Here is a 23,548-nt window from a genome sequence, read left to right as displayed (position 1 = left end):
GACCGTTCCGGGGGTGACGCTAGGGCGGGGCCGGGGTCGATCCACCGGATCGGCCGGTAGTTGAGTCAAAGCGCAGTCATCGGCGGCTTCTCACGGTTTGGGAGCGCTCCCAAGCGCTGAGCAGGACATAGATGAACGTCATTGCGTAGGAGTTACGGGGGCTCTTAGCCTTCGGGCAATCCGTCCCCCAACGGTCTTTGTAGGAGAAGCCATGTCCCCCCACCGCTTCACCGCCCCGACGTGGTCACTGTTCCGGATCGTCGTCGGGCTGCTCTTCCTCTGCCACGGGCTCGCCTCCGTCTTCGGCGTGCTCGGCGGCAATCGCGGCACCGGGCAGGCCATCGAGCCGGGCACGTGGCCGAACTGGTACGCCGCGCTGATCCAGCTCGTCTGCGGCGCGCTCGTGCTCGTCGGCGTGGCCACCCGGCCCGCGGCCGTGCTGGCTTCGGGCTCGATGGCGTACGCGTACTTCGTCGTTCACCAGCCGCAAGGCGTGCTGCCGATCCAGAACGGCGGGGTGACGCCGGCCCTGTACGCCTGGGCCTTCCTGGCCATCGCGGTGATAGGGGCCGGGCCGTGGTCGGTCGACGCGCTCATCACCCGCCGCCGCGCCGAACCGGAGCCGGCCGCCAACGTCCGCCCATTGCAGCCCAGCGGCCGGAGGTAGGACATGCGCCGCCTGGTCACCGTTCTGGCCGCGATCCTGACGCTCGGCGCGGTTACAGCGAGCGCCGTCCCGGTGGGCGCGGCTCCCGCAGCCCTCACCGCCCGCTCGGCCGCCGCGGGTCCTGTGCCTCAAGCTGGCTCTTGCCGTCCCGGGCTGCTCTTCTGTGAGGACTTCCAGCGGCTGCCCATCGGTGGCGCCAGCTCTCTGAAGTGGGGCATCGACACCCGCGACGGAACTCTCACCGTGGAACGGGCCCAGCGTGGCAACAAGGTGCTGCGCGTGCACACGGTCGGCAACGGCCGGGCGTTCCTGCGGGTCGACGACTTCGCGGCGCCGGGCAACCGGTTCTACGGCCGGATGCGGTTGCGCGTCGACGCGTTCCCGACCGCGCCCGACTGGGCGCACTTCACGCTGGTCGAGGCGACCGGGACGGGCAGCTCGGAGGTCGTACGCCCGGTGGGTGGTCAGTACGCACCCACCGTGCCCGGCGTCTTCTGGGGCGTCGGCGCCGACGGCGGCCCCACCGGCGACTGGACCAACTGGCGCGAGTCGGCCCCGGTCATCGAGGACACCTGGCAGTGCTTCGAGTGGATGCTCGACGCGACCGGCAACCGGGTGGCTGTCTGGATCGACGGCGTCGCCAATCCCGAGCTGACCGCGTCGACCACCAACCACGGCGGCAACGACGTCCCGTTCGTGCTCCCGGTCGTGGACACGGTCAAGGTGGGATGGCAGCTCTACCAGAACGGACCCACACCGGAAGCGTTCAACCTGTGGATCGACGACCTGGCCCTGTCCAGCCACCGGCTCGGATGTTAGGCGTGTTTCATAACTGGACCCGACCTGCGCCGGGCCCAGATTCCGGCTGCGCACGTCCCGCGAAAGGCCGGTTACAACACCGGTAGCCTGCCTTCCGCGGGCCGCACGCAGCCGAAATCTGGACCTCGCCGCAGTCCGACCCCAGTTATGAAACACGCCTTGCGGCGTGGCCCGGGCGGCACCTGACGCCATCCGGGCCACGCCTCGCTCACGTGCTGGGCGTCAGCCGCGGCGCCATTTCTGGTTGGCGCCGCCGACGCAGGTCCACAGGTGCAGGACGGCGCCGTTGTCGGGCTTCCACTCGGCGATGTCGACGCACTTGTTGGCCTGGGGGTTGACCAGGTCGCCGGCGGCGCTCAGCACGAACTGCTGGGCGGCGGTGCCGTTGCAGGTATAGATCTGCACGGCCGCGCCGTCATGGGTGGCGGCGTCGGCCACGTCGAGGCACTTGTTGTTCTCCGTACGCAATGTGCCGTTGACGAACTGCCATTTCTGGTTGGTGCCGTCGGTGCAGTCCCAGACGTGCACCCGCTGGCGGTCGGCGAAGTTCCAGTTCGGCACGTCGATGCACTTGTTGTTCCAGTTGCTGACGATCCGGGTCGTGCTCGCCGGCGGGTTGTCGGTCGAGCCCGGCGTACAGGTGTTGTCGGCAGTGACGTTGTCGGTGTGCCGCGTTCCGGCGGACCGGAACGCGTTGACCCGGGCGGTGGCCTCGGCCGGGCTGAGCACCTGCTTCTTGGCGTGGAAGACGTAGTCGACGTTCTCGTGCCAGACGCTGGTGCCGCCGCCGACGTGCCCGGTCAGGTCGATGAACCACTGGTTGAAGTCGATCGACATGTTCTGCCGGGGATAGAACTTGCCGCCGTGGGTGCCGACGAGCTGACCGTCGATGTAGTAGCGGACCTCACCGTTGGCGACGGTCGCCATGACATCACGCCAGCCGGCGATGCTGCGGCTCTGGCTGCTGTACTGCCGATCCTGCACCCAGGGGTCGGCCTGGTAGGTGTACCAGGTCGTCTGGAAGTTGGTCGGCCCGCTCGCACCCCAGCCGCCGTTGGGCAGGTACTCGCTGAAGTCGAGCTCGCTGTAGATGGGGTCGAACGCGTACCGCAGCGGCGAGATCGTGTAGAAGGTCTGGTTCACGATGTCGCCGTCGGTGCCGGAGGCCGGGGTGTCGGCGAACTTGATCCGGGCGAAGTAGGTGCCCTCGAAGAACCGCCGGTCCGACAGCGACATCTCGGCGTGCGAGGTGCCGCCGGCCGTGCCGTTGGTGCTGGCCTGCAGCCGGGCCACGGTCTGACCGTCCACGGTGGGGAACGAGATGTTCCCGGCCGACCAACTGGCGCCGGGCACACCCGGACCGCCGGCGTTGGTGCGGATGTGCCACCCGCGCTGACCCAGGGCCGGATCAGAGGCCGAACTGTACGAGAAATCGTCGAAGAGGACGCCGCAGGCCACCGCGGCCTGGGCGGGCTGAGCCGCGGCGACGCCGGCTGCGGTGAGCCCGGCGGCGACGAGGGCGGCGGTGACGGCATGAACCGTCCGCCGAATCAGGGCAGGTGTCATCGAGAGCAGACTCCTTGGGGGAAGGGGACTCCTCGGGGTGGGGAGTGACCACAGCATCGCCACGCCCGTTGACACCAGTCAATGAACTAGCGCAAATTTTTTACATCCAGCAAACGACTAGAGAAAATTATTACGCCCGGGCTTGCCCGAAAGTACATCGACGACCGTCCCCGCCCACGACCACCGCGCATGCCTCATGGCGTCCGTCCTGGGTCTTCCCTCATGCGGTGCGCGGGGCCGGCGGACTTGCCGTACCGATTGATGTCGTACCCCTGGAGCATGATCGCGCCGTGACCGAGGAAGACCAAGAGAACCAGGCCGTTGAGGCCGTCCGAATGCGTATCGAGGCTGGGGAGTACCTGGACTCGATGTTGGGAGTTCCGGGAGAGGGCCTGGAGGGCGGCGGTGCGTTCAGGCATGTGTCGGACGGTCAGCTCGCGCGTATCCATGGCCGGCGGGAGCCCGATTTTCGGACATTACGCGAGGCCGGGCGGATTCCTTCTCTACCGCCGTTGGAACCGGCCGCAGTCGATGCGGTCGAAGCGTGTGAGGCGGCGATCGGAAGGCCGCTGCCTCGACTGTTGCGACGCTGCTACCTGGAGTTGGGCGACGGCGGGTTCGGCCCGGGTTACGGACTGGTCCCGATTGCCGAGCTCGCGCCCAGCTACCTCGCTGGATGGCCCAAGTGGTGGCCGACGGAGGCGCGCAACCTGTTGCAGATCTGCCATTGGGGTTGCGGCATCGCCTCGTTCGTAGATCTGGATGGTCCGCTTGACGTGATGTGGGCGGTAGATCCCAATCCCGCACCCGAGGACGATCTCGGGGTGGCCGTGTTCCGGGAGGACATGACCCTGACGTCGTGGCTACTGCTGTGGACGGAGAGCCGGCTGCATCAACCGTGGCTTCTCCAGGACCCGGTTACCGGCAAGTGGCGCGGCGCTACAAACGCTGACTGGGACGAGCCCGAATGACTCCGCGGCGATCCACGGCAGCACCGAGGGGTGTCGGTGCTGCCGTGGTGGAGTGCCTTGTGTGTCGGGGTCAGCGGCGTTGGCGGGACATCCACTGCCAGATGGGGGTGCCGGCGATCTTCGGGTCGTTGCGGGCTACGTAGATCCAGGACCAGTGGCCGGGGAACTGGTGGCCGTTCCAGATGACGTTGTCGTAGAGGGTCATTCGGGAGCGGGGGATCAGGTCGTGGGCGTGGACCGTGTTGGCCTGGGGGTTGACCGTGGTGTCGTCGAGGGAGGTGACCAGCCAGGTGGGGGTGGTGATGGCGGTCAGCTCGGCGTCGGGGATCAGGGGTGGGTTGCCGGCCACGACCCCGCAGATGGGCACCGAGGACGCGTAGGTGCGGGGGTAGACGGTGGTCATCTTCATCGACATGTAGCCGCCGTTGCTGCAGCCGACCACGTGGATGCGGTCGCGGTCGACGGCGTGGCGGCGCGCGACGTCGTCCACGATCTGCTGGATCAGCGGGGCGAAGCGGGGGCCGTCCTGCATCCAGGCCGAGAAGCTCTGGGGCGCTACGACATAGGCGCCGTTGAAGATCTTTTGTGCCTCTCGGGTGGAGAAGCCCAGGGCACCTCGGTTGGCGCGCAGCGTGGTCTCGTTGTCGTAGTAGTTGTCGGGCAGGGACGCGCCCTCGCCACCGCCGTGCAGCCAGACGATCAGCGGGCGCTTGCCGCCGCGGTGGTCGGGGCGGAACAGGCGGTACTTCATGCCCGCGGACGACTCGTGGTAGCTGTAGGCGTCGACCTCGGGGTTGGACAGGCGGCCCTGGCGGAACTTGGTGATCGTGATCGGGCGGCCGCGGGCGATCAGCGGTGTGTTCTGCGTGATCGTGTACGCGAGATTCAGCTGGACGTTGCGGCCCTTGGTGAACAGGTAGCCGAGCGTGCCGCCGCCGGGCTGGCCCTCGGCGGTGCTGAGCTCGAGCACGATGTCGCCGTGCCGGTCGACGCGGGCCGCGGTCACCACGCGGTCGAGGTCGTACCCGGGGTCGGGGGTGATCGGGATCGGGCTGGTCGCCTTGACGTGCACGCTGAATGTCGCAGTGGTCAGGCTGGACGGGCTGATCCGCCCGAGCCGGGACGTGTCGAGGGTGAGCGACGTGACCTGCTCGCCGCCGTCGAGGGTGTGGGCGTTGAGGACGAATCCGACGGTGGTCGACGAATGGCCACCGGCCTGGGCGCCGGCGGGCAGGGCCACGCCGGCGGCGACGCCCGCCCCGGCGGCGAGAACGGTACGACGGTTGATCGACAGAGCCATGCTGACTCCTCAGCTTCGATGTCCGGTCACGAAACATGCCGTTAACGGGATCGATCTATGTCTACCTCTCAGCGAACCGCGCGGTAGGCTTCGTTATCTATCCGTTACCAACTGCGACGGCCCGCCGCACGACGGCGATGAAGTCGGCGAAGATGGCCGCCATGTCGACCTGGTCCGGGTCGAGCAGCCACTGCACCTGCAGACCGTCCATCATCGCGACGATCTCGGCCGCCTTGGCGTCGCAGTTCACGTCGGGCCGGATCTCGCCGAGGTCGATGCCGCCCCGCAGCGCTTGCGCGATGTCGGCCCGGATCCGCGGGTAGCGGTCGCGCAGCCACTCCCGGGCCGGGTGGTCCGACCCGACCGACTCGCCCAGCAGCACGGTGAACGCCTGCACCAGCCCGGGCAGCATCGCGTTGTAGCGCACCAGCTCGACCAGCCGGTCGAGGGCGGCGAATCCGCGGCACCCGCTCAGCTCGAAGTGCGCGGTGTCGAGCCGGTCGCGTTCGGCCAGCACCGCCACCAGCAGGTGTTCCTTGCTGGGGAAGTGGTGCAGCAGGCCGGCGGTGGTCAGGCCGGCGTCGGCGGCGATCACGGCCAGCGTCGAGCCGCGGTAGCCGTTGGCCGCGATGGCCCGCAGCGCCGCGTGCAGCACGCGCTCGCGGGCGGCGTCACTGCGTTCGGGCGTACGCCGGACCCGCTCGGTGGTCATGCCGCCTCCCCGGTGACTGGCCCCAGAGCGTACTTCGAAGGGGCTCGCGGGTTTGCTTTTCCGGACACGGGAAATCCGATGAGTGTCTCGATCAGCTCAGGCGGGAGGCGTCATGCCGGCCGGATCCAGTCCGAAACGGGAACGACAGTACGAACACATCAAGGAAAGTGCCGAGAAGCGGGGTACGCCGCCCAAGGTGGCCAAGGAAATAGCGGCCCGCACGGTGAACAAGGAAAGGGCTCGGGCCGGCGAATCGCGCACCGCGAGCCGGTCCTCGCTCGACGACGTCTCGTCGGGTCATCGGGGCGGCAAACGGTCGCACAGCGGGGCTCAGGGGCGCACCAAAGAACAGCTTTACAACGAGGCCAAGAAGCGCAACCTCAAGGGCCGTTCATCCATGAGCAAAGCCGAACTCGAGAAGGCTCTCGCGCGTTGACCATCGGTATCTGTACGCTGACTCGCCGGAACGACGGGCGAGACGACGAGGGATTCCGTGGCATCGCATCGCGACGATGAAGAGCCGGGCCGGCTCGCGGCGGAGGACGACGGCACCCGGCGGGCCCGCCGGACGTTGTGGATCGCCGTCGCCGCCAGTCTGGCCCTCATCGGGGTGACCGCGCTGGTCGTGCGCTTCGCCGGCGGGCCCGCGGAAGAAGCGCCGGCCCGGGCTGCTTTGCCTGAGGTGTGGATGCCGCCGCCTCTGACGGAGGTCAGCGGCACCCCGACGACGGCGCCGACCACGGCCCCGACGCCCGCGCCGCCTCGGACCCGCGAGACGATGCCCCCTTCAAAAAAGCCGCGGACCAGCCTGCCGCCGGTCACGCCGTCGCTGAGCGTCACCAGCGCGCCCGTACCCGCAGTGGTCGATCTGACGGCCGAGGGCGCCCGGGACTGGATCCACTGGGGACTGACAGACGTGGATTCGGTCAACCGGCGGCTCGGCGGCACCGGGGAGATCAAGGATCTCGAGGTCAGCTCGCCGGCCGGCCGCTACGACAACAACCCGCAGAGTTTCCGCTGGTCCGGAGGCACGCCGACCGTCAAGGCCGGCCCGTCCCCGACCGGCCTGTACGTCTGCCAGCCCGGCGCGAGTTTCAGTTTCTCGGTGGTCGCCTCGCCCACCGTCCGGACCCTGCGTCTGTACGCCGGGGTGTGGATGGCCCAGGGCAAGCTGACGGCCACCCTGGCCGGTCGCACGGTGACCGCCGCTCTGGAGAACCGCGAGACGAACGGGACCGCCGTGTTCACCTTCAAGTTCCGGGCCCCGCTGGGGGCGGCGCTGCGGGTCGGCTGGAACAACGCCGTGCAGCACCACCCCACCTGCGGCAACGTCGACATCCAGGCCGCCGCGCTGAGCTGATTCCTACCGGATCGTGTAGCGGATGACATCCGTACGCAGGACGTCGCCCGAGACTTTGACGGCCCTGAACGTGTGCTGCTTGTTGGCCAGGCCCGCGACGCCGAACACCTTCTGCTGGGTGACGCGGCTCGCGCTGCTCAGATCGACCCGTACGGTCTTCTTACCGTCGATGTAGATGTCGGCCAGACCCTGGTCCGGGGCCTTGGCGGTGATCCAGTCGACCGCGGTGCCGGTGAACGTGTACGTCACCGCGTCGCCGTTGCGCGTGGTGGCGTGCACGTCGTCCAAGTGGTCACCGCGGAACCCGAAGTCGAGCTGGGCCTCACCGACAGCAAGGCCGAGCAGGTACGCCGAACGCAGCGTCACGGTCGACCCGGACAGCGTGTAGTCCTTGCCGGCCACGAGCGCCGTGCCGCCGCGGGAGATGCCGGCGAGTTCGCTGCCCGCGCGCAGCAGCTCGACCGTCACATCGGCCGGCGCCTGGCGGTCGAACGCGGCCGCCGACGGGTCGAGCAGGCTGGGCTGGGTGACGTCGATCCGGTCGACCAGCATGAAGCTGCCCGACTTCTTGACCGCGGTCAGCGTGTGGCTGCCGTTGGCCAGGTCGTTCACGCTGAAGACGGTCTGCTGGGCCTGGCGGGGCTGACCCGGCTCGCGCCCGGTGTTCACGGTCTGCACGAGCCGGCCGTCGAGGTAGATGTCGACCTCGCCCTGCGACGAGTCGAGCTCGGTGACGTAAGCGACGCCGGTGCCCTGGAACGTGTACTCGAACGAGTCGCCGTTGCGCTCGGTGTAGTGCACGCCGTCGTTGTAGTCGCCGAACCCGCGGCCGGTGCTCTGCGACCACGTGCCGGCGTAGGTGATGCCCGGGTCGGTGTCGTCGTGGGCGATCGTGCGGACCGGGCCGGTGGTCGCGGGCGGGGCGGTGTTGCCGGTGTCGGTCACGGTCAGCGCGAGCGGCTGCGTGGTGGCGGCGGCCTCGTACCCACCGTTACGGGTCCACGCGCCCTCGTAACCCACGCGCAGGGCGTCGTCGTTGACGGCGAGTGTCGCGCCCGGCTGCGGGGTCACCCTCAGCAGCCGTACGCCGTGAATGGGCACGGCCGGGGCCGTGAACTTCGACGGGAAGCGGCCCAGGTCCTTGCGGTCCCACAGGTCACGCACGGTGGCGGCGCCGGTGAGCCCGAGGTCGGACCAGTTCACAGTCATGTCCTTGTCGGCCCGGCCCAGGTTGAACAGGGCGACCGTGTAACTGCCGTCGGGGTTGAGCGCGTACCACGTCTGCTGCTGGGTCGCCGTCGAGACCGGGCGGGCCGGGGTGCCGGCCTGGTCGACCGCGATCACCTCGGGGTTGGTGAGCAGGCTCAGGCCGTACGGGTCGAGCTTGGTCATGTCGTTGCCGAGGTACAACGGCGCGGCCGAGATCGCCCACAGCGTCATCGCCGTCCGCCGCTCGTCGCGGGTGAGCCCGTCCATGGTGCCGTTGCCGACGTTGAGCGAGTCGAGGTCGTTCCAGCCGCCGTTGCCGCCGTGGCGCCACCAGGTCGCGAGGTTGGGGAACAGCCGGGCCACGTTCGCCCACTGGGTGAGCGCCTCGTCGCCGCAGTAACACTCGACGTCCCAGTCGATGCGCCACCCGTTGGCTTTAGAGCGCCAGTAGTCGGCGTACTTCGGGTCCACGGCCCAGGACAGCTCGAACCAGATCTTGCGCTTCTTGAGCGCGGCCGACCAGGCCGCCACGTCGTCGCGCGCGTCGAGCGAGAGATCGCTGATGCCCGAGCCCGGGGTGACGCTGTCGAACTTGATGAAGTCGACGCCCCAGCGGGCCAGGTTGTCGGCGATCGAGTCGATGTACTTCTGCGAGCACGGGTTCGTGAAGTCCATCTTGTAGCCGATGCCCCAGTAGTCGGCCTTGCGCAGGGGCTGGGCGGCGATGTCCTTGGTCGTGCAGCCGGGCGCACCGGCGATGGGCAGGGCCGCCTCGTAGACCTGCGGGCCGACGCCCGGGATCAGGTAGAGCCCGAACTTCTGGCCGTTGCCGTGCACGTGGTCGATGACCTTCTGCAGGCCCTGGGGGTAGAGCGTGGCGCTCGGCTTGGGGCGGCCGTTGGCGTCGAAACCGTCGTTCCACGCGGCGTCCACGTTGATGTACTTGTAGCCGTACTTCTGGAGCTTGCTCTTCATCGCGTCGGACTGCTTGACGATCTGGTCGGCGGTGATCCACTTACCGTTGCCGGAGTAGACCTGCATGCTGTAACTGCTCCAGCCCATGTACGGCCGGACCGCCCACGGATCACCGGGGCCGTCGGCCGGCGGGGTGGCCGGTGCGGCTCTCAGCATCGCGGGTGCGGGCGGGGGACTCGGTTTGGGGCCGGGGTCGGCCGACGCGGGACGGGCGCTGGCAATCAGGGGAAGAAGCAGAGCGACGGCCAATGTTGCGGCTCGGGTGCGTGGTGACCTCAACGGTCACACCTCCTGTTGGGGACGTTGGCAGGACGGTGCAGACCCGGCGGTGAACAGCCTCGGAGCAGGTCGAGGCGGGCACAGGGTGCGCAGAGCGTAGGTCCGTCAACTCAAATAAATCAATACTTGACGAAGGAAATTATTGGGCCTACGTTTCGGCCATGTTTCCTGCATCTGGCGCTGTCGACCGGCCCGGAGCGGCCTGATGGCCACGACGACGCCGCACCCGACTCCCGTGCCGAGCGCCGACCGGCGGCCGGCCCGGTCGCCCCACCGCTCCGACATGGAATTGGCCCGGCGCAGCCGCTGGGCTCAGGCGCAACTGTCGTGGCGCCGGCACTGGCAGCTCTACCTGCTGGCGTCGGTGCCGCTCGCGTACTTCGTGATCTTCAAGTACGTCCCGATGGCCTTCAACGTCATCGCGTTCAAGGACTACAGCCCGGTGCTGGGCCCGTGGGGCAGCGAATGGGTCGGCCTGCGGAACTTCGAGCTGCTGTTCGGCAACCCGGTCTTCCTGACGCTGCTCGAGAACACCGTGATCCTCGCCGGTTACCTGGTGCTGGCCAGCTTCCCGATCCCGATCCTGCTGGCCCTCGCGCTCAACGAGATCCGCAACGGCTGGTTCAAGCGGACCGTGCAGATGGTCACGTACGCGCCGTACTTCATCTCCACGGTCGTGGTCGTCTCGATGACGATCCTGCTGCTGTCGCCGCGCTCGGGCATCGTCTCGACCAACTTCCTGGGCGAGCCGGACTACTTCCGCCACATCTACGTATGGTCGGACGTCTGGCAGACCGCGGGCTACTCGGCCGTCATCTACATGGCCGCGCTGGCCGGCATCGACCCTGTCCTGCACGAGTCAGCCAAGATCGACGGGGCCAGCCGGCTGCAGCGCATTCGCCACATCGATCTGCCCGGGCTGCTGCCGACCGCGGTGATCGTGCTGATCCTGGGCGTCGGCAACACGATGGCGATCGGGTTCGAGAAGGCCTATCTGCTGCAGAACGACCTGAACCTGGCCCAGTCCGAGATCATCCCGACCTACGTCTACAAGACCGGCCTGATCAACGCCGACTTCAGCATGGCCACCGCGGTGGGGCTGTTCAACTCGGTGGTCAACCTCTGCCTGCTGCTGGTGGTCAACTTCGCCGCCAAGAAGGTCACCGGGAAGGGGCTGTGGCGATGAGCCTGTTCACCTCGAAGCTGCTACGCAACGGGCCGAGCGCCACGCGGGTTCGCGAGCCGCTGGGCGACCGCATCTTCCTGCTCGTCGTCAAACTTATGCTGACCGTGATGCTGCTGGTCGTGCTGGCGCCGCTGGTGTTCATCGTCGCCAATTCGTTCAGCAGCGCCGAGGCCGTCAACGCGGGCCGGGTCAAGTTCTGGCCGGTCGAGTTCTCGCTGCACGCGTACGAGGTCGCCCTGTCCAATTCGCAGGTGCTGCAGGGCTACTACAACTCGCTCATCTATGCCGTGGCGGGGACGCTGATCAGCGTCACCCTGACCGTGGCCATCGCCTATCCGCTGTCGCGCAAGACGTTCTTCGGGCGCAACGTCATCATGACGGCGCTCATCTTCACCATGCTGTTCTCGGGCGGCCTGATCCCGACCTACATGGTCGTCCAGAACCTCGGCATGCTGAACACCCGCTGGGCTCTGCTGATCCCCGGAGCGATCGGGGTCTGGCAGGTCATCATCGCCCGCACGTTCTTCGCCAACTCCATTCCCGACGAGCTGTTCGAGGCGGCGTCGCTCGACGGGGCCAGTGAGATCCGCGTACTGCGGTCGGTGGTGCTGCCGCTCTCCAAACCGCTGCTGGCCGTGCTCGCGCTGATGTACACGATCTATCAGTGGAACACCTATTTCGATGCGCTGGTGTACCTCAAGGACCCCGATCTGTTCCCGTTGCAGATCGTGCTGCGCAACATGCTCATCCTCAATTCGACCCGGCCCGGGGCCGAGGATCTGGCCCAGCAGCTGGAACAGATGCAGCTGGTCAGTGTGCTGCGGTACGCGCTGATCGTCGTCTCGAGCCTGCCCGTCCTGCTCATCTATCCGTTCATCGCGCGCCATTTCACCAAGGGCGTGATGGTCGGCGCCGTCAAGGGCTGAAACTCAAGAATGGAATTCTCATGAAAACTGGACTCAAATTGGCCGGAGTCGGCCTGGCCGCGGCTCTGGTGGCGGCCGGCTGTTCCTCCGGCGGGGCCGAGGACAACGCGCCCAAGGCCAAGATGGCCGGTGACAAGGTGGTCGTCACCCTGATGTCGCCGGCCGACGCCGATACGAACATGGACACCAACACCGTCACCAAAGTGCTGAGTGACAAGTTCAAGATCCAGTTCCAGTTCCAGACCACGACGATGGACGGCGCACCGGCCAAGGAGAAGCGGCAGATCTCGCTGGCCAGCAACGACTATCCCGACCTGTTCTTCCTCATTCCGTGGGTCGACGCCTTCACCAAAGCCGAGGTGCAGCGACTGGGCCGCCAGGGTGTCGCGGTGCCGTTGGAAGACCTCATCAAGGAGCACGCGCCCAACATTCAGAAGGCGCTCGACACCAATGCCACGCTGAAGGGGATGTCGGTCGCGCCGGACGGGCACATCTATGCGATGCCGCAGTGGGCCGACTGCTTCCACTGCACCTATCCCGACAAGCTCTGGATCAACTCGACCTGGTTGAAGAAGCTCGACCTGCCGATGCCGAAGACTCCGGAAGATCTGCGTACGGTGCTGAAGGCTTTCAAGACGCGCGACCCCAACGGGAACGGCAAGGCCGACGAGATCCCCATGATCTCGGCCGAGGGCGACAGCACTCTCATCGCGTACCTGATGGGGGCTTTTTCTTATGACCCGGTGGGCGCCAACAACGGGGTGCGGTCGCTGCTGCAGTTGAACGGGGACAAGGTCGAGACGCCGATCGACAAGCCGAAATGGCGTGAGGGCCTCAAATACATCAACTCGCTGTACCAGGACGGGCTGATCGACCAGGCGTCGTTCACCCAGAACTCGGACGCGTTGCAGGCCATCGGCAACAACCCGAAGGCCGTACAGATCGGAAGTTCGCCGGTCTTGTGGCCCGGGATTTTCGTGCAGATCGGCTCGAAGGACGGGCGCGACAAGCAGTACGACGCGGTGCCGCCGCTGACCGGGGCCGACGGCACGAGCTACACCGGCTACAACAACCCGACGTCGACCGGCTACACCTTCATGCTGACCAACAAGTCGAGCAAGGAAGCCCGAGTCGCCGCGATCAAGATGCTCGACTACATCTACACCGACGAGGGTCAGCTCAACACCTGGAGCGGGCCCGAGAACGTGGGCTGGGTCAAGCCCGCGGCCGGCGACACCGCGCTCGACGCCGGCACCGACCCGATGTACAAGACCAAGCCCGCGGCCGAGGTGCCGAAGAACACCGGGTGGGGCGCGCTGGCCCAGTACAACAACACGCTGGCCTTCCGCAACGCGCAGGTCGTGCCCAAGGACATCTACTCCGAGGAAGGCCTCGAGCGGCGGCTGTTCGAGGCGACCAAGCTGTACGAACCCAAGGTCGACAAGGCTCTCGTGTTCCCGGAGTCGCAGGTCTGGATCGACGACACCTCGGCCTCGGAGCTGGCCACGCTGAAGACCAACCTGGACAGCTACGTCAACCAGGGGCAGCTGGCCTTCATCACCGGCTCCAAGAACATCGACACCGAGTGGGACGCCTACGTCAAGGGGCTGGACGGGGTCGGGATCAAGCGGTACATCGAGCTCAACCAGCAGGCGTACGACAAGAGCAAGTAGTACTTGCGGCGCGACCATATCTTCGTTGCGAGGATATGGTCGCGCCGATACAGTGCTCGGGTGAAGACGCCGCTGCAGGAGCCGACGTTCCTGATCCTCACTGCGCTGGCCCGGGCGCCGCTGCACGGTTACGGCCTGATTCTCGAGGTCAGTGAGCTGTCGCAGGGGCGCCTGTCGCTGCGGCCGGGCACGCTTTACGGGTCGCTCGACCGGCTGTCCGACGACGGACTGGTGACGGTCGACCGCACTGAGGTCGTCGACGGCCGGGCCCGCAAGTACTACCGGCTCACCGACGAGGGCACCGAGCTGCTGCGGACCGAGACGGAACGGATGCGCCAGGCCGTCCAGGTGGCGACCCTGCGTCTGGCCGGTGGTTTCGCGTGACCGACCTGCTGCGTGAGCGCTACACCCGGCTGCTGCGGTGGTACCCGGTGGCCGACCGCGCCGACCGGGGCGCCGAGATCGTCGACACGTACGTCGATCTGGCCGCAACCGGGCAACGCCGGCCTCGCCCCGCTGACGCCGTCGACCTGATGGCCGGCGGCCTGCGCCAGCGGCTACGGGCCCACAGCGCCCTCGGCCTGGCCGACGCGCTGCCCGTCGCCGGCTCCCTCGCCCTGATGATGACGACCGTGCTGGCCGCGGTCTGGCTGATCAACACCGAGAGTCCGGGCGTCTGGCACGACCCGGCGAGCCCGATGCTGGGGCCGTTCCACTCGATCGGCACGCCGACGTGGGTCGCCTGGTTGCTCGCCCCGCTGGCCGCCCCGCTCGGTCTGGGGCGCTGGGCGGTGGCCGCCGCGATCACCGTGACGGCGGCGGTCGCCGTGGCGGTCTCAGTCGTGCCCTGGTTCGAGATGACCGCCCTCCACCCACCCCTGTTCCTGCTCGTCGCGCAGATCGGCCTCGGCCTGGCGGCGCTGGCCGCCGACAACCGCCGCGGCCTGCTCGACACCGCCGTCGTCATCGCCCCGGCCGCCGTGGCCGCCGCGCTGGCTGCGATGGTCGTGCCCGAGCATCAGATCGGGCGCGAGGCGCTTTCCGTGGCAGCGCTGATCCTGGTCACGGCGGTGGTCGTCCTGGGGGTGTTCTTCACCGCTCGGCGAGACAGGCGGGGCTGGTGGCCGGCGGCGCTGCTGGTGTGGCCGGTGCTGCTGCTCGGCATGGGGCTCAGCCTCAGCTCGACCTACTCGTTCGCCAGCCGCAAGGCCGTCGTCGTGTGGGCCGTGGCGTCGCTGCTCGCGGCCGTCGCCGTCCTGACGCTCGCGGTGCGGCGACAGGCTTGGCGGGCCCGGCGCCGGGCAGAGGCGCGCATCCTGCACTTCCACCGGGTCGCCGAGCAGGCCGCCGCGGAGGCGAAAACGTCGCCGCCCCTCGCGAAGTGAGTGCATCTGTGGATGCTCTTTCGACGCTGGCTGCGGTGCTCAACCTTCCCGGCCCGGGACGTCCAGCCTCTGCTTCGCGGGACTGGGCGGTCACCGAGACGTCCCTCGGAGCGGAACTGCCTCGCGACTACAAGCGTTTCGTCGACACGTACGGTCCCGGCGTCATCGACGATCACCTCGTCGTTTGCGCGCCAGGCGGTATCGGCGACTGGACAGATCTGCTGGAAAACAACGAGATGGCCCAGGAGTCGTGCCGCATCTGGTTCGGCGGTGGGGACACCTCGGGGGCGTGGCCGCTCGGCGATTCCGCTCGGTGGGAGGGGGAGGACGTCCCGGACTGGTTCCGGGCCGGCGACGACCTGATCTCCTGGGGCGCCACACCCAACGGCGATTTTCTCTATTGGCACATCCGGCCCGGTGTCGCCGCCGACGACCATCCGGTCGTCCTGCGCGAACGCGGCCCGTATTTCGAACGGTTCGAGGCGGGTTTCGCGGCCACCCTGACCGGCCTGTTGACCGGTGCGATCTCGTCGTTCTACCTCAGCCGCTGGCTGAAGGCACCACACTCCTACACACGCGTACCTGCGGTGTAGCAGCGGGCTAGGGTGGCCCGATGGGTCGCAGCTGGGAAGAGGGAATGGCCGCTCGTGCGGCCGCGCGGGCCGGGCAACGAATCGCCCGGCGACGCGAGCCGCTGCGGCCCGACCGGGCCGGGCACGTCGGCCATCATCTCCACCGCACGGCGGCCGGCACCGCATGTTCCTGTGGCGAGGATTTCGAGGAAGCCTGCGTCGTCAACGAGGGGGACGACGCACGCTGGTGGGACTCGCGAAGGTGCGCCCTCTGCGACCAACCTGGCGCCGTGCTGGAAGGAAGCCCGTCAACGTCGGCCTGACGAAGAGCCGACGCTGGTTCGGAGGGCGGTCACGGAAGCAAGAGTGCGAGGATGAGGATGCAGAAAATCGAGTGCCCGGTTTGCTGGCAGGACTGGCTGCAGTGGTACCGGAAGAAGGGCACCGACCTCACGTTCCTGCTGTGTCCGGAGTGTGACTCCGTCTGGCTACCCGGATCGGAGCCGGGCCGGGACGCCGCTCGTGACCTGACTGATGTGGTCGGCAATCCGCCGGTGGGCGAGACGGAATGGGACCTGATCGAACCAGCTGATGTTTCATAACCTGGTGGCAGCCGGGGCTGACATGGTGCGCGCCCGGCCACCGCGGCGATGTCGGACAACGTCACCGGCCGTCCGGGGTTCGCGTCGAGGAAGGCGACCGCGCGGCGCAGCGCGGCCGGGCCCACCCGTCCCGGCCCCGGCACGTGCTGGCCGGTCATGGCGCTGTTGGGGAAGACGTGCAGGGCGCTCACGGCCGCGGTGCGGATCATCTCGGCGGCTCTGCGGCGAATTCAGCGGAGCGGCGGCCGGCGACCTCGCGCGGCGAGTGAAATGGCGACGCCCCGCGCGACCGGGTATCGGTTCGTCGGAGTGTGATTGGACTGCGGCGCCTAGCATGGACGGCCGGGCGACAGTGGGGGCTGGGTGCGCAAGCCGAGCGTGTCATTTCGGGCGGAAGTGGCTCAGCGCTTTCAATTTCTGGTCGACGACATGGACGCCGTCGACCCGATACCGGCAGTCCCGAGGCACCCGCAGGATGCGCCAGGTGGGCCCGGCTTCGACCACCGTGGCGTCGATGACTTTGGGGGGTGGCGTAGTCGATCGAGAAGTTGGTCAGGGTCACGTCGGTCGAGCGCAGCACTGCGATCGCCGTCTGCGAGCCGTGCACGATCAGTCGCGTGCCGCGGCCGTCGATGGTGACGTCGTGCCTGTCCTCGATGAGCAGGCCGATCCGTTTGTGCCGGTACCGTGGGTCGGCGCCGACGGTGTTGGAGACGTACAACTCACGGATCTCGGCCTGTTCCGGGTACAGGTGATGCTCACGCGGCGAAATGGATCTGACCGCCGGTGAAGTTGATGACGGCGTCGCGGTAGCGGACGCGCGTGCGCGCCCCGGCATCAGCCTGAATGCGTACCTCGTGCAGCTTGCCGTCGCGCCAGGCCAAGTCGACTGTGAAACCGCCGCGCGCCCGCAGGCCGCGGACCGAGCCGTCGCGCCATTGCGACGGCAGCGCGGGCAGCAGCTCGATCTCCTCGCCGTCGGACTGCAGCAGCATCTCGGCGATGGCCCCGGCGCCGCCGGAGTTGCCGTCGAACGAATAGATGTTCTCGGGCGCGCCCGCGATGCCCCCGGCCGAATAGCTCAGCAGGTTGGCCTCGCTGGCGTCGCCGATGAGCCGGGTCACGTGCGTGAGCGCGCGGTCCCCGTCGAGCAGCCGGGCGTAGAAGGCCGCGAAGTTGGCCTCCACCCACTCCGTCTGCTCCCACCCGGCCGCCTGCTGCCGGCGTTCGATGGTGACCGCGGCCGCGCGGGCCAGCTCCGGGTCGCGGCGGGGCGTGATCTGTCGTTCCGGGAACACCGCGACCAGGTGAGCCGTGTGCCGGTGGGCCGGGTCGGGCTCGTCGTAGTCCTCCAGCCATTCCTGCAGCTGGCCGTGCCGGCCGATCCGGAGCGGGGAAAGCCGGGCCCGGGCCGCCTCCACCCGCGAGCGCAGGTCGGCATCGACGTCGAGGATGGCCGCGGCCTGCCCGCAGATGCGCAGGATCGCCTCGGCGAAGACACGGTCGGCGGTAGTGCCCATGGCCACCGAGCACGGGGTGCCGTCGGGAGCCAGGTACCAGTTCTCGGGCGACTCGGCCGGTCCGGGCACGAGCCATCCATGGGTCGGCTCGGGCACCAGGTACGAGAGCATGAACAGCGCGGCCTCGCGCAGCACCGGGTACGCCTCGTCGCGCAGGTAGCGCTCGTCGGGCTGGTATTCGTAGTGCTCCCACAGCTGCAACGCGATCCAGATGCCGCCGGTCACGTTCAGGCCCCAGCCGATGCCGCTGCCGGGCGCGCTGTAACCCCAGGCGTTGGTCACCGTGTGCGCGACCCAGCCGTCCGCGCCATACATCGTCCGGGCCGTGTCGCGCCCGGCCTCGGCCAGCCGCTGGACGAACCGGACCAGCGGCGCGTGACACTCGGCCAGGTTGCCCGATTCGGCCGCCCAGTAGTTCTGCTGGGTGTTGATGTCGAGGTGGAAGTCGTTGCTCCAGCCCATCGCGCTGGCCCGCCCGTCGTTCCACACGCCCTGCAGGGCCAGCGGCAGCGGCGAGTCGGCGCGCGAGCCGGCCATCGTCAGGTAGCGGCCGTACTGGAAGTACAGCGCGACGAGGTCGTCGTCCCGTTCGCCCCGGGCCAGGCGTTCCCGGCGTACGTCGGTGGGCAGCGCGACCGGCGGGCCGAGCTCGAGCTCCACCCGCCCCATCAGCGCGCGATGGTCCCCGACATGCGCGGCGCGGATCGTGTCGAAGCGGTCGATCGAGAAGGCGCCGCCCCAGTCGGTGACGATCGTGACCAGGATGACGACCGCGTCGGCCCCGGTCACGGTGACCGTCTCGCCGGTGCGGCTGACCGTTCCGCCCTCGGCCTCGACCCGGGCCCGGATCTCGACGGTGGTGCCCTGCTTCCCGTTGCTGTGCAACGATTCCACGGCCTGTCCGCGGAACATCACGGCCGTACCGTCGGTGGTGCAGATGCCGGGGAACACGCTGTCGTCGAGTCCGGCGGTGCAGCTGATCGCGCCCGGGCGGTCCGCGCCGAGCCGGACGGCGAGAACGCCGTGCGGGTTCGAGGCCAGCACTTCCCGTACGAAATGAACGCCGTTCTGCCGGTAGGCGACGCGCACGATGCCGTCGACGAGGTCGAGCGACCGCCGGTACTCGGAGACCTCGCCGCCGGGCAGATCGAGCCGCAGGCGGGGGAGCGGCAGGTTCGTGCCGAACGCCGTCGGCCGCCCGGTCAGATGCTTCTCGGCCAACCGCTGGGCCTCGGCGGCCTGGCCGTCGAACAACAATTGGCGTACGCGGGGAAGGTTTTCGAGCGCGGTCGGGCTCACATCGGTCGTCGAGGGCGCGCCCGACCAAGCGGTCGACTCGGACAGCCGGATGGTCTCGGTGCCCACCCCGCCGTAGACCATGCCGCCGATCCGCCCGTTGCCGATCGGCAGCGCCTCGAACCAGCGCTCGGCCGGCCGGTCGTACCAGAGCTCGAGCCCGCTCATCCGAACAGCTCCCGCAGCCACCGCAGCTGCACCGGCGACTGGAACGACCCGCCGCCCTCGTGCCGGTTGTACGACCACACCTGCATCGTTTTCGGGCCGCCGTAACGGTTGTAGGCCGCGTACACGGTGGACGGCGGGCACACATCGTCCATCAGCCCCACCGAATACAGGGCGGGCGCGGTGGCCCGGGCCGCGAAGTTCACCCCGTCGAAGTAGCTCAGCGTGTCGAAGACCTGCTCGACCCGGTCCCGGTTGGTCGCGCAGAAGACCGACAACTCCTGGTACGGGTACGAGTCCGTGATCTCGCTGGCCCGCCGGAAGTGGGTCAGGAACGGCACGTCGATCAGCGCCGCCGCCACCCCGGGGTGCAGCCCGGCCACGGCCTGCGCGATCCCGCCGCCCTGGCTGGCCCCGGCCACGACGACGCGGGCCGGGTCGACGCCGGGCAGCGTGGCGGCCAGGTCGACCGCGCGCACGGCGTCGGTGAACAGCCGCCGGTAGTAGTACAGCTCGGGGTCGAGCACGCCCCGGGTCATCAGCCCGGAGTGGTGGGGAGTGGTGTCGCCGGCCAGATCCGGGGTGTCGCCGTCGCCCTGGCCGCGCGAATCGACCACCAGGACGGCGTACCCGGCGGCCGGCCACAGCAGCCACTCGTGCGGGCGGCCGCGCCCACCGCCGTACCCGATGAACTGCACCACGCACGGCCGCGGGCCCTCGGCGCCGGCCGGTTCGACCAGCCAGGCCGCCACCGGCTGACCGTCGTAGCCGCTGAACCGGACGTCGGTGACCCGGACGCCGGGCAGCAAGGCATCGTACGGGGTGAGCTCGGCCGCCGATTCGTGCTGCCGGGCCGCGGTCAGCGTGCGCAGCCAGAACGCGTCGAAGTCGGCCGGCTCGGCTACCTCGGGGCGGTAGTCGAGCAGGTCGGCCGGGGAGAGGTCGAACATGGCCATGGTCAGTCCTTCACCAGGTGGACGAGGGCGCTGGCGTAGTCGCCCCGAGGCAGGTCGAGCGGGAGGCCGGACTCCAGCAGCACGGCCCCGGAGTATGAGGCGCCGGTGTCCCGGTCGCGGTAGAAGGCCTCGGGATCGATGGCGGTCAGCCGCAGGGGAGCCGGGTTGTGGCCGTACGGGCGCGACGGGCACCAGGCCAGCACCACGTACTGGTCCTCGTGCTCGTAGCCGACCCCGGTCAGCGCGCCGTCCCCGGCCAGCCGGTGGGCCCGGCCGTGCTGGACCGTGGGCCGGATCCGCTTGTAGACGGCGATCAGCTCCGCGGCCTCCTTGAGCTCGTCCTCGGTCCATGTCGTGAGGTCGCCGCCGATGCCGAGCGCGCCGGCCATCGACACGTGGAACCGGAAGCGCAGCGGGGTCCGCCGCCCGGTCGTCACGTTGGGGTTGTCGGTGACCCACGCGCCCATGACCTGGGCCGGGAAGAGCTGGCCGAAGCCGTGCTGGATGCCGATCCGGTCGACCGGGTCGGTGTTGTCGGACGTCCAGATCTGGTCGGTGCGGGCCAGCACGCCCAGGTCGGCCCGGCCGCCGCCGCCGGCGCAGGCCTCGAGGCGCAGACCCGGGTGGCCGGCCCGCAGCCGGTCCATGATCCGGTGCACGGCCCGGGTGTGGTCGAGCCAGACCCGGTCCGGGTCGGGGTGACCGGGCCAACCGGCCTCGGTGAACGCGCGGTTGGCGTCCCACTTGAGGAAGTCGATGCCGTGCTCGGTGACCAGCCGGTCGAGCCAGGCGTGGGTCCACTCGGCGGTGTCGGGCCGGGCCAGGTTGAGCACCAGCTGCTGGCGCATCTCGGTGCGGTCGCGGTGGGCCATGTGCAGCACCCAGTCCGGGTGGGCCCGGTAGAGGTCGCTGTCGGGGTTGACCATCTCGGGCTCGACCCACAGGCCGAACCGCATGCCGAGCCGATGCACCTCGTCGACCAGCGGTTGCAGGCCACGCGGGAAGCGGCCCGGGTTCGGGGTCCAGTCGCCCAGGCCGGCGTGGTCGCTGGTGCGGCCGCCGAACCAGCCGTCGTCCATCACGAACATCTCGACGCCGAGGCGGGCCGCCTTCGCGGCCAGGGCCACCTGCCCGGCCTCGTCGACGTCGAACCCGGTCGCCTCCCACGAGTTGTAGAGCACGGGCCGGGTCTCGCCGGGGTGGGTCAGCACGTGCCCGCGGACGTAGTCGTGCCAGGCCCGGCTGGCCGCACCGAAGCCACCGGTCGTGTGCAGGCCGGCGAACACCGGCGTCTCCAGGGTCTCGCCGGGGGCCAGCGACCATTCGAGGCCCTCGTGCCCGTGGCCGCCGGTCCAGCTCGTGCGGCCGACCGGGTCGCGGTGCAGGGTGATCCGCCAGCTGCCGCTCCAGGCCAGCGCGGTGCTCCAGACCTCGCCGCGGTTCTCGCCGGCCGTGCCGTCGTCCAGGGCCAGCCACGGACTGGCGTGGTGGCTGGTCAGTCCGCGCCGGCTGGTGAACACGGTCTCAGCCGTGGGCACCTCGGCCCGCTTCAGCTGGAACTCGCTGTTCCAGCCGCCGACCAGGTGGGTCATCCGGTAACCGGTGCGGTGCGGCAGGTTCCAGGCCGCGCTGTCCAGACGCCGTACGCCGATCGGCTGGTCCTCGCCGCGGTTGGCGATCGTGGTCCACCGCTCGATCACGTCGCTGTCGTCGTGGACGCGGTAGTGCAGCGTGAGCCGCAGCGGGTGGTGCCGGTCGTCCAAGTGGATCCGCAGGTGACCGTCCTCGGCGTCGTGGCCGGCGTATCGCCACTCGACGCCGCTGGTGCCGTCGGCGAAACGCACTCGCAGGCCCGCCGGGCCGAAGCGGGCGCCACCGTCGGCCGCCAGCTCCTCGGCCTCGACCGTGGTGTCGAAGCTGCTGGCGGGGGCCGGCGTGCGCCCGGCCAGCGTGATCGCCTGGGCCGTGGTCAACGGCCGGCCCCAGTGCACGTGCCGCGGATTGTCGTTCTCGTCGAGGCGTAGCGCGTACGTGGTGGAGGGGGTGTGCACCAGCCAGAGGCGCTCGGCGGACTCGAAGTGCAAGCGGGGCATCTGGATCCTCGGGGTTAACTTGGGAGGGTGCCGATGAGTGCGGCGAGCGTAGGTCCGTGTTCGCGGCTAAATCAATACTTGACGAAGGAAATTATTGGGCCTAGATTTCGGACATGTTTCCCGTGGCTGACGCCCTAGCGCCCGCAGCGACAGCCCTCTTCACGGTGGTGCTGACCGAGGGCCCGCTCAGCCGCGTCGGTCTCGCGCGCCGTCTCGACCTGTCCTCGGCCGCCGTCACCAAGGGCGCCCGTCCGCTCATCGAGATGGGCTACCTCGAGGAACTGGCCGCCACCGAGCGGTCCGGGCCCGGCGCCGGGCGTCCGGCCAGCCCGCTGACCATCCGGGCCGACCGCGAGTTCTTCGTCGGCGTCAAGATCACCCGCGACGAGCTCATAGGGGTGGTCTGCGACCTGCGGGCCCAGGTGCGCACCGCGGTCCACCGGCGGCTGTCCGAGACCGACGTCGACCACGTCCTGCGGCAGATCGCCGAGATCACCACCGAATTGCTCGACGGCTCCGGCGACTACCGGTCCCGCACCCGCCGGCTCGGCCTGGCCATCTCGGGCGACGTCGACCTGGCCACCGGCCGGGTGCGCTACTCGCCGTTCCTGCAGTGGCACGACGTGCCCCTGCGTGAGCTGGCCGAGCAGGCCACCGGGCTCACCGTCACCGTCGAGAACGACGTGAAGGCGCTGACCACGGCCGAGCACTGGTTCGGCGAGGGCGTCGGCGCCGACTCGTTCGCCCTGGTCACCGTGGGCGCGGGCATCGGCTGCGGCCTGGTCGTCGGGGGCAGACTGGTCTCCGGTTCGTTCGGCGTGGCCGGCGAGATCGGCCACATCAGCGTCGACGTCAAGGGCATCGCCTGCCACTGCGGCAGCCGCGGCTGTGTCGAGGCGATCGCCGGCGCCGACGCCATCGTCCGGCAGGCCCGCGAGGCCACCGACCGGCCCGAGCTCACCTTCGACGACGCCGTGGCCCTGGCCCGCGCGGGTGACCCCGGTGTCAGTGCCGTCTTCGCCCGGGCCGGCGACGCCATCGGCTCCGGCATCGCCGCCGTGGCCAACCTGGTCGGCCCGTCCCGCATCGTCGTCTCGGGCGAAGGGCTTTCGGCGTACGACCTGTTCGAGCCCCACATCCGGGCCGGCTTCCAGCGGCAGGCGTTCGGCGCGGCCGCCGACTGCCCGCTGTCGATCCGCCCGCTGCCGTTCGAGGAGTGGGCGCGCGGCGCGGCCACCGTGAGCATCAAGGCGCTCGTCGCCTCCTGGCGCCGCCCTGTGTAACTTTCGTCCGAACGGACGAAAGTTGGATCCAGG

At 69.1% G+C, this 23,548-nt stretch carries 20 protein-coding genes; 13 read left to right on the top strand and 7 right to left on the bottom strand.

All coding sequences use genetic code 11. The features are described 5' to 3' along the window. The first annotated feature begins 211 nt into the window (after positions 1-211). Positions 212-667 (top strand): DoxX family protein, encoded by a 456-nt coding sequence (locus M1L60_RS24280; protein ID WP_253239797.1) that lies wholly within the window; start codon positions 212-214, stop codon positions 665-667. 3 nt (positions 668-670) lie between these two features. Beyond that, entirely contained in the window at positions 671-1,486 is an 816-nt protein-coding gene (locus M1L60_RS24275; RefSeq protein ID WP_253239796.1) for a hypothetical protein, read from the top strand. Between the two features lie 222 nt (positions 1,487-1,708). Here the strand turns inward: M1L60_RS24275 and M1L60_RS24270 are convergent, their stop codons facing one another. After that, the gene (locus M1L60_RS24270; protein ID WP_253239795.1) at positions 1,709-3,052 is read right to left on the bottom strand and encodes a ricin-type beta-trefoil lectin domain protein; all 1,344 of its coding nucleotides are present in this window, start codon (positions 3,050-3,052) and stop codon (positions 1,709-1,711) included. A gap of 290 nt (positions 3,053-3,342) precedes the next feature. Here M1L60_RS24270 and M1L60_RS24265 point away from each other — a divergent pair, with 290 nt between their 5' ends. Further along, positions 3,343-4,023, top strand: a complete 681-nt coding sequence (locus M1L60_RS24265; protein WP_253239794.1) for a hypothetical protein — start codon at positions 3,343-3,345, stop codon at positions 4,021-4,023. Positions 4,024-4,093: 70 nt separating this feature from the next. Here M1L60_RS24265 and M1L60_RS24260 read toward each other — a convergent pair whose 3' ends face one another. Beyond that, complete coding sequence (locus tag M1L60_RS24260; RefSeq protein WP_253239793.1) at positions 4,094-5,323, bottom strand: prolyl oligopeptidase family serine peptidase; 1,230 nt, start codon at positions 5,321-5,323, stop codon at positions 4,094-4,096. Positions 5,324-5,420: 97 nt separating this feature from the next. Beyond that, positions 5,421-6,035 (bottom strand): TetR/AcrR family transcriptional regulator, encoded by a 615-nt coding sequence (locus tag M1L60_RS24255; protein WP_253239792.1) that lies wholly within the window; start codon positions 6,033-6,035, stop codon positions 5,421-5,423. A 112-nt stretch (positions 6,036-6,147) separates the two neighbouring features. Here M1L60_RS24255 and M1L60_RS24250 point away from each other — a divergent pair, with 112 nt between their 5' ends. Next, positions 6,148-6,471, top strand: coding sequence for a plasmid stabilization protein (locus M1L60_RS24250; protein WP_253239791.1), 324 nt, complete (start codon positions 6,148-6,150; stop codon positions 6,469-6,471). 57 nt (positions 6,472-6,528) lie between these two features. Next, on the top strand, positions 6,529-7,395 hold the full coding sequence (locus M1L60_RS24245; RefSeq protein ID WP_253239790.1) for a hypothetical protein: 867 nt from the start codon (positions 6,529-6,531) through the stop codon (positions 7,393-7,395). A gap of 3 nt (positions 7,396-7,398) precedes the next feature. On the opposite strand, the gene M1L60_RS24240 is transcribed toward M1L60_RS24245, so the two are convergent. Further along, a complete protein-coding gene (locus tag M1L60_RS24240; RefSeq protein WP_253239789.1) occupies positions 7,399-9,735 on the bottom strand; it encodes a X2-like carbohydrate binding domain-containing protein in 2,337 nt (778 codons plus the stop codon). A gap of 328 nt (positions 9,736-10,063) precedes the next feature. Between M1L60_RS24240 and M1L60_RS24235 the strand changes: the two genes are divergently transcribed. The 7 genes from M1L60_RS24235 (at position 10,064) to M1L60_RS24205 (ending at position 16,202) form a co-directional block, all read left to right on the top strand. Next, positions 10,064-11,044 (top strand): ABC transporter permease, encoded by a 981-nt coding sequence (locus M1L60_RS24235; protein ID WP_253239788.1) that lies wholly within the window; start codon positions 10,064-10,066, stop codon positions 11,042-11,044. Then, positions 11,041-11,970, top strand: a complete 930-nt coding sequence (locus tag M1L60_RS24230; protein WP_253239787.1) for a carbohydrate ABC transporter permease — start codon at positions 11,041-11,043, stop codon at positions 11,968-11,970. The genes M1L60_RS24235 and M1L60_RS24230 overlap by 4 nt, the downstream gene beginning before the upstream one ends. A 20-nt stretch (positions 11,971-11,990) precedes the next feature. Then, complete coding sequence (locus M1L60_RS24225; protein WP_253239786.1) at positions 11,991-13,643, top strand: type 2 periplasmic-binding domain-containing protein; 1,653 nt, start codon at positions 11,991-11,993, stop codon at positions 13,641-13,643. 60 nt (positions 13,644-13,703) lie between these two features. Beyond that, positions 13,704-14,027 (top strand): PadR family transcriptional regulator, encoded by a 324-nt coding sequence (locus M1L60_RS24220; protein WP_253239785.1) that lies wholly within the window; start codon positions 13,704-13,706, stop codon positions 14,025-14,027. After that, positions 14,024-15,028, top strand: a complete 1,005-nt coding sequence (locus M1L60_RS24215) for a hypothetical protein (RefSeq protein ID WP_253239784.1) — start codon at positions 14,024-14,026, stop codon at positions 15,026-15,028. Before M1L60_RS24220 ends, M1L60_RS24215 begins: the two co-directional genes overlap by 4 nt. Before the next feature lie 8 nt (positions 15,029-15,036). Next, positions 15,037-15,621 (top strand): hypothetical protein, encoded by a 585-nt coding sequence (locus tag M1L60_RS24210; protein ID WP_253239783.1) that lies wholly within the window; start codon positions 15,037-15,039, stop codon positions 15,619-15,621. A 353-nt stretch (positions 15,622-15,974) separates the two neighbouring features. After that, positions 15,975-16,202 (top strand): hypothetical protein, encoded by a 228-nt coding sequence (locus M1L60_RS24205; RefSeq protein WP_253239782.1) that lies wholly within the window; start codon positions 15,975-15,977, stop codon positions 16,200-16,202. 758 nt (positions 16,203-16,960) lie between these two features. Here M1L60_RS24205 and M1L60_RS24200 read toward each other — a convergent pair. From M1L60_RS24200 to M1L60_RS24190, 3 genes are read right to left on the bottom strand one after another with little or no spacing between them, the layout of a single operon-like run. Then, positions 16,961-19,186 (bottom strand): glycoside hydrolase family 95 protein, encoded by a 2,226-nt coding sequence (locus M1L60_RS24200; RefSeq protein WP_253239781.1) that lies wholly within the window; start codon positions 19,184-19,186, stop codon positions 16,961-16,963. After that, positions 19,183-20,139, bottom strand: a complete 957-nt coding sequence (locus tag M1L60_RS24195) for an acetylxylan esterase (protein WP_253239780.1) — start codon at positions 20,137-20,139, stop codon at positions 19,183-19,185. The genes M1L60_RS24200 and M1L60_RS24195 overlap by 4 nt, the downstream gene beginning before the upstream one ends. Positions 20,140-20,141: 2 nt before the next feature. Further along, positions 20,142-22,232, bottom strand: coding sequence for an alpha-galactosidase (locus tag M1L60_RS24190; RefSeq protein ID WP_253239779.1), 2,091 nt, complete (start codon positions 22,230-22,232; stop codon positions 20,142-20,144). 113 nt (positions 22,233-22,345) lie between these two features. Here M1L60_RS24190 and M1L60_RS24185 point away from each other — a divergent pair, with 113 nt between their 5' ends. Then, entirely contained in the window at positions 22,346-23,515 is a 1,170-nt protein-coding gene (locus M1L60_RS24185; RefSeq protein ID WP_253239778.1) for an ROK family protein, read from the top strand. The last annotated feature ends 33 nt before the right edge of the window (positions 23,516-23,548 follow it).

Origin of the sequence: Paractinoplanes aksuensis, assembly GCF_024137025.1 — a bacterium.
Taxonomy (GTDB): domain Bacteria; phylum Actinomycetota; class Actinomycetes; order Mycobacteriales; family Micromonosporaceae; genus Actinoplanes; species Actinoplanes aksuensis.
This window is presented reverse-complemented; position numbering and strand designations above follow the sequence as displayed.

What these genes read in the sequence shown, in the direction of transcription:
- M1L60_RS24280 (WP_253239797.1), top strand. Translation starts at nt 212, where the DNA reads ATGTCCCCCCACCGCTTCACCGCCCCGACGTGGTCACTGTTCCGGATC.
- M1L60_RS24275 (WP_253239796.1), top strand. Translation starts at nt 671, where the DNA reads ATGCGCCGCCTGGTCACCGTTCTGGCCGCGATCCTGACGCTCGGCGCG.
- M1L60_RS24270 (WP_253239795.1), bottom strand. Translation starts at nt 3,052, where the DNA reads ATGACACCTGCCCTGATTCGGCGGACGGTTCATGCCGTCACCGCCGCC.
- M1L60_RS24260 (WP_253239793.1), bottom strand. Translation starts at nt 5,323, where the DNA reads ATGGCTCTGTCGATCAACCGTCGTACCGTTCTCGCCGCCGGGGCGGGC.
- M1L60_RS24255 (WP_253239792.1), bottom strand. Translation starts at nt 6,035, where the DNA reads ATGACCACCGAGCGGGTCCGGCGTACGCCCGAACGCAGTGACGCCGCC.
- M1L60_RS24250 (WP_253239791.1), top strand. Translation starts at nt 6,148, where the DNA reads ATGCCGGCCGGATCCAGTCCGAAACGGGAACGACAGTACGAACACATC.
- M1L60_RS24240 (WP_253239789.1), bottom strand. Translation starts at nt 9,735, where the DNA reads ATGCTGAGAGCCGCACCGGCCACCCCGCCGGCCGACGGCCCCGGTGAT.
- M1L60_RS24235 (WP_253239788.1), top strand. Translation starts at nt 10,064, where the DNA reads ATGGCCACGACGACGCCGCACCCGACTCCCGTGCCGAGCGCCGACCGG.
- M1L60_RS24230 (WP_253239787.1), top strand. Translation starts at nt 11,041, where the DNA reads ATGAGCCTGTTCACCTCGAAGCTGCTACGCAACGGGCCGAGCGCCACG.
- M1L60_RS24225 (WP_253239786.1), top strand. Translation starts at nt 11,991, where the DNA reads ATGAAAACTGGACTCAAATTGGCCGGAGTCGGCCTGGCCGCGGCTCTG.
- M1L60_RS24205 (WP_253239782.1), top strand. Translation starts at nt 15,975, where the DNA reads ATGAGGATGCAGAAAATCGAGTGCCCGGTTTGCTGGCAGGACTGGCTG.
- M1L60_RS24200 (WP_253239781.1), bottom strand. Translation starts at nt 19,186, where the DNA reads ATGAGCGGGCTCGAGCTCTGGTACGACCGGCCGGCCGAGCGCTGGTTC.
- M1L60_RS24195 (WP_253239780.1), bottom strand. Translation starts at nt 20,139, where the DNA reads ATGGCCATGTTCGACCTCTCCCCGGCCGACCTGCTCGACTACCGCCCC.
- M1L60_RS24190 (WP_253239779.1), bottom strand. Translation starts at nt 22,232, where the DNA reads ATGCCCCGCTTGCACTTCGAGTCCGCCGAGCGCCTCTGGCTGGTGCAC.
- M1L60_RS24185 (WP_253239778.1), top strand. Translation starts at nt 22,346, where the DNA reads ATGTTTCCCGTGGCTGACGCCCTAGCGCCCGCAGCGACAGCCCTCTTC.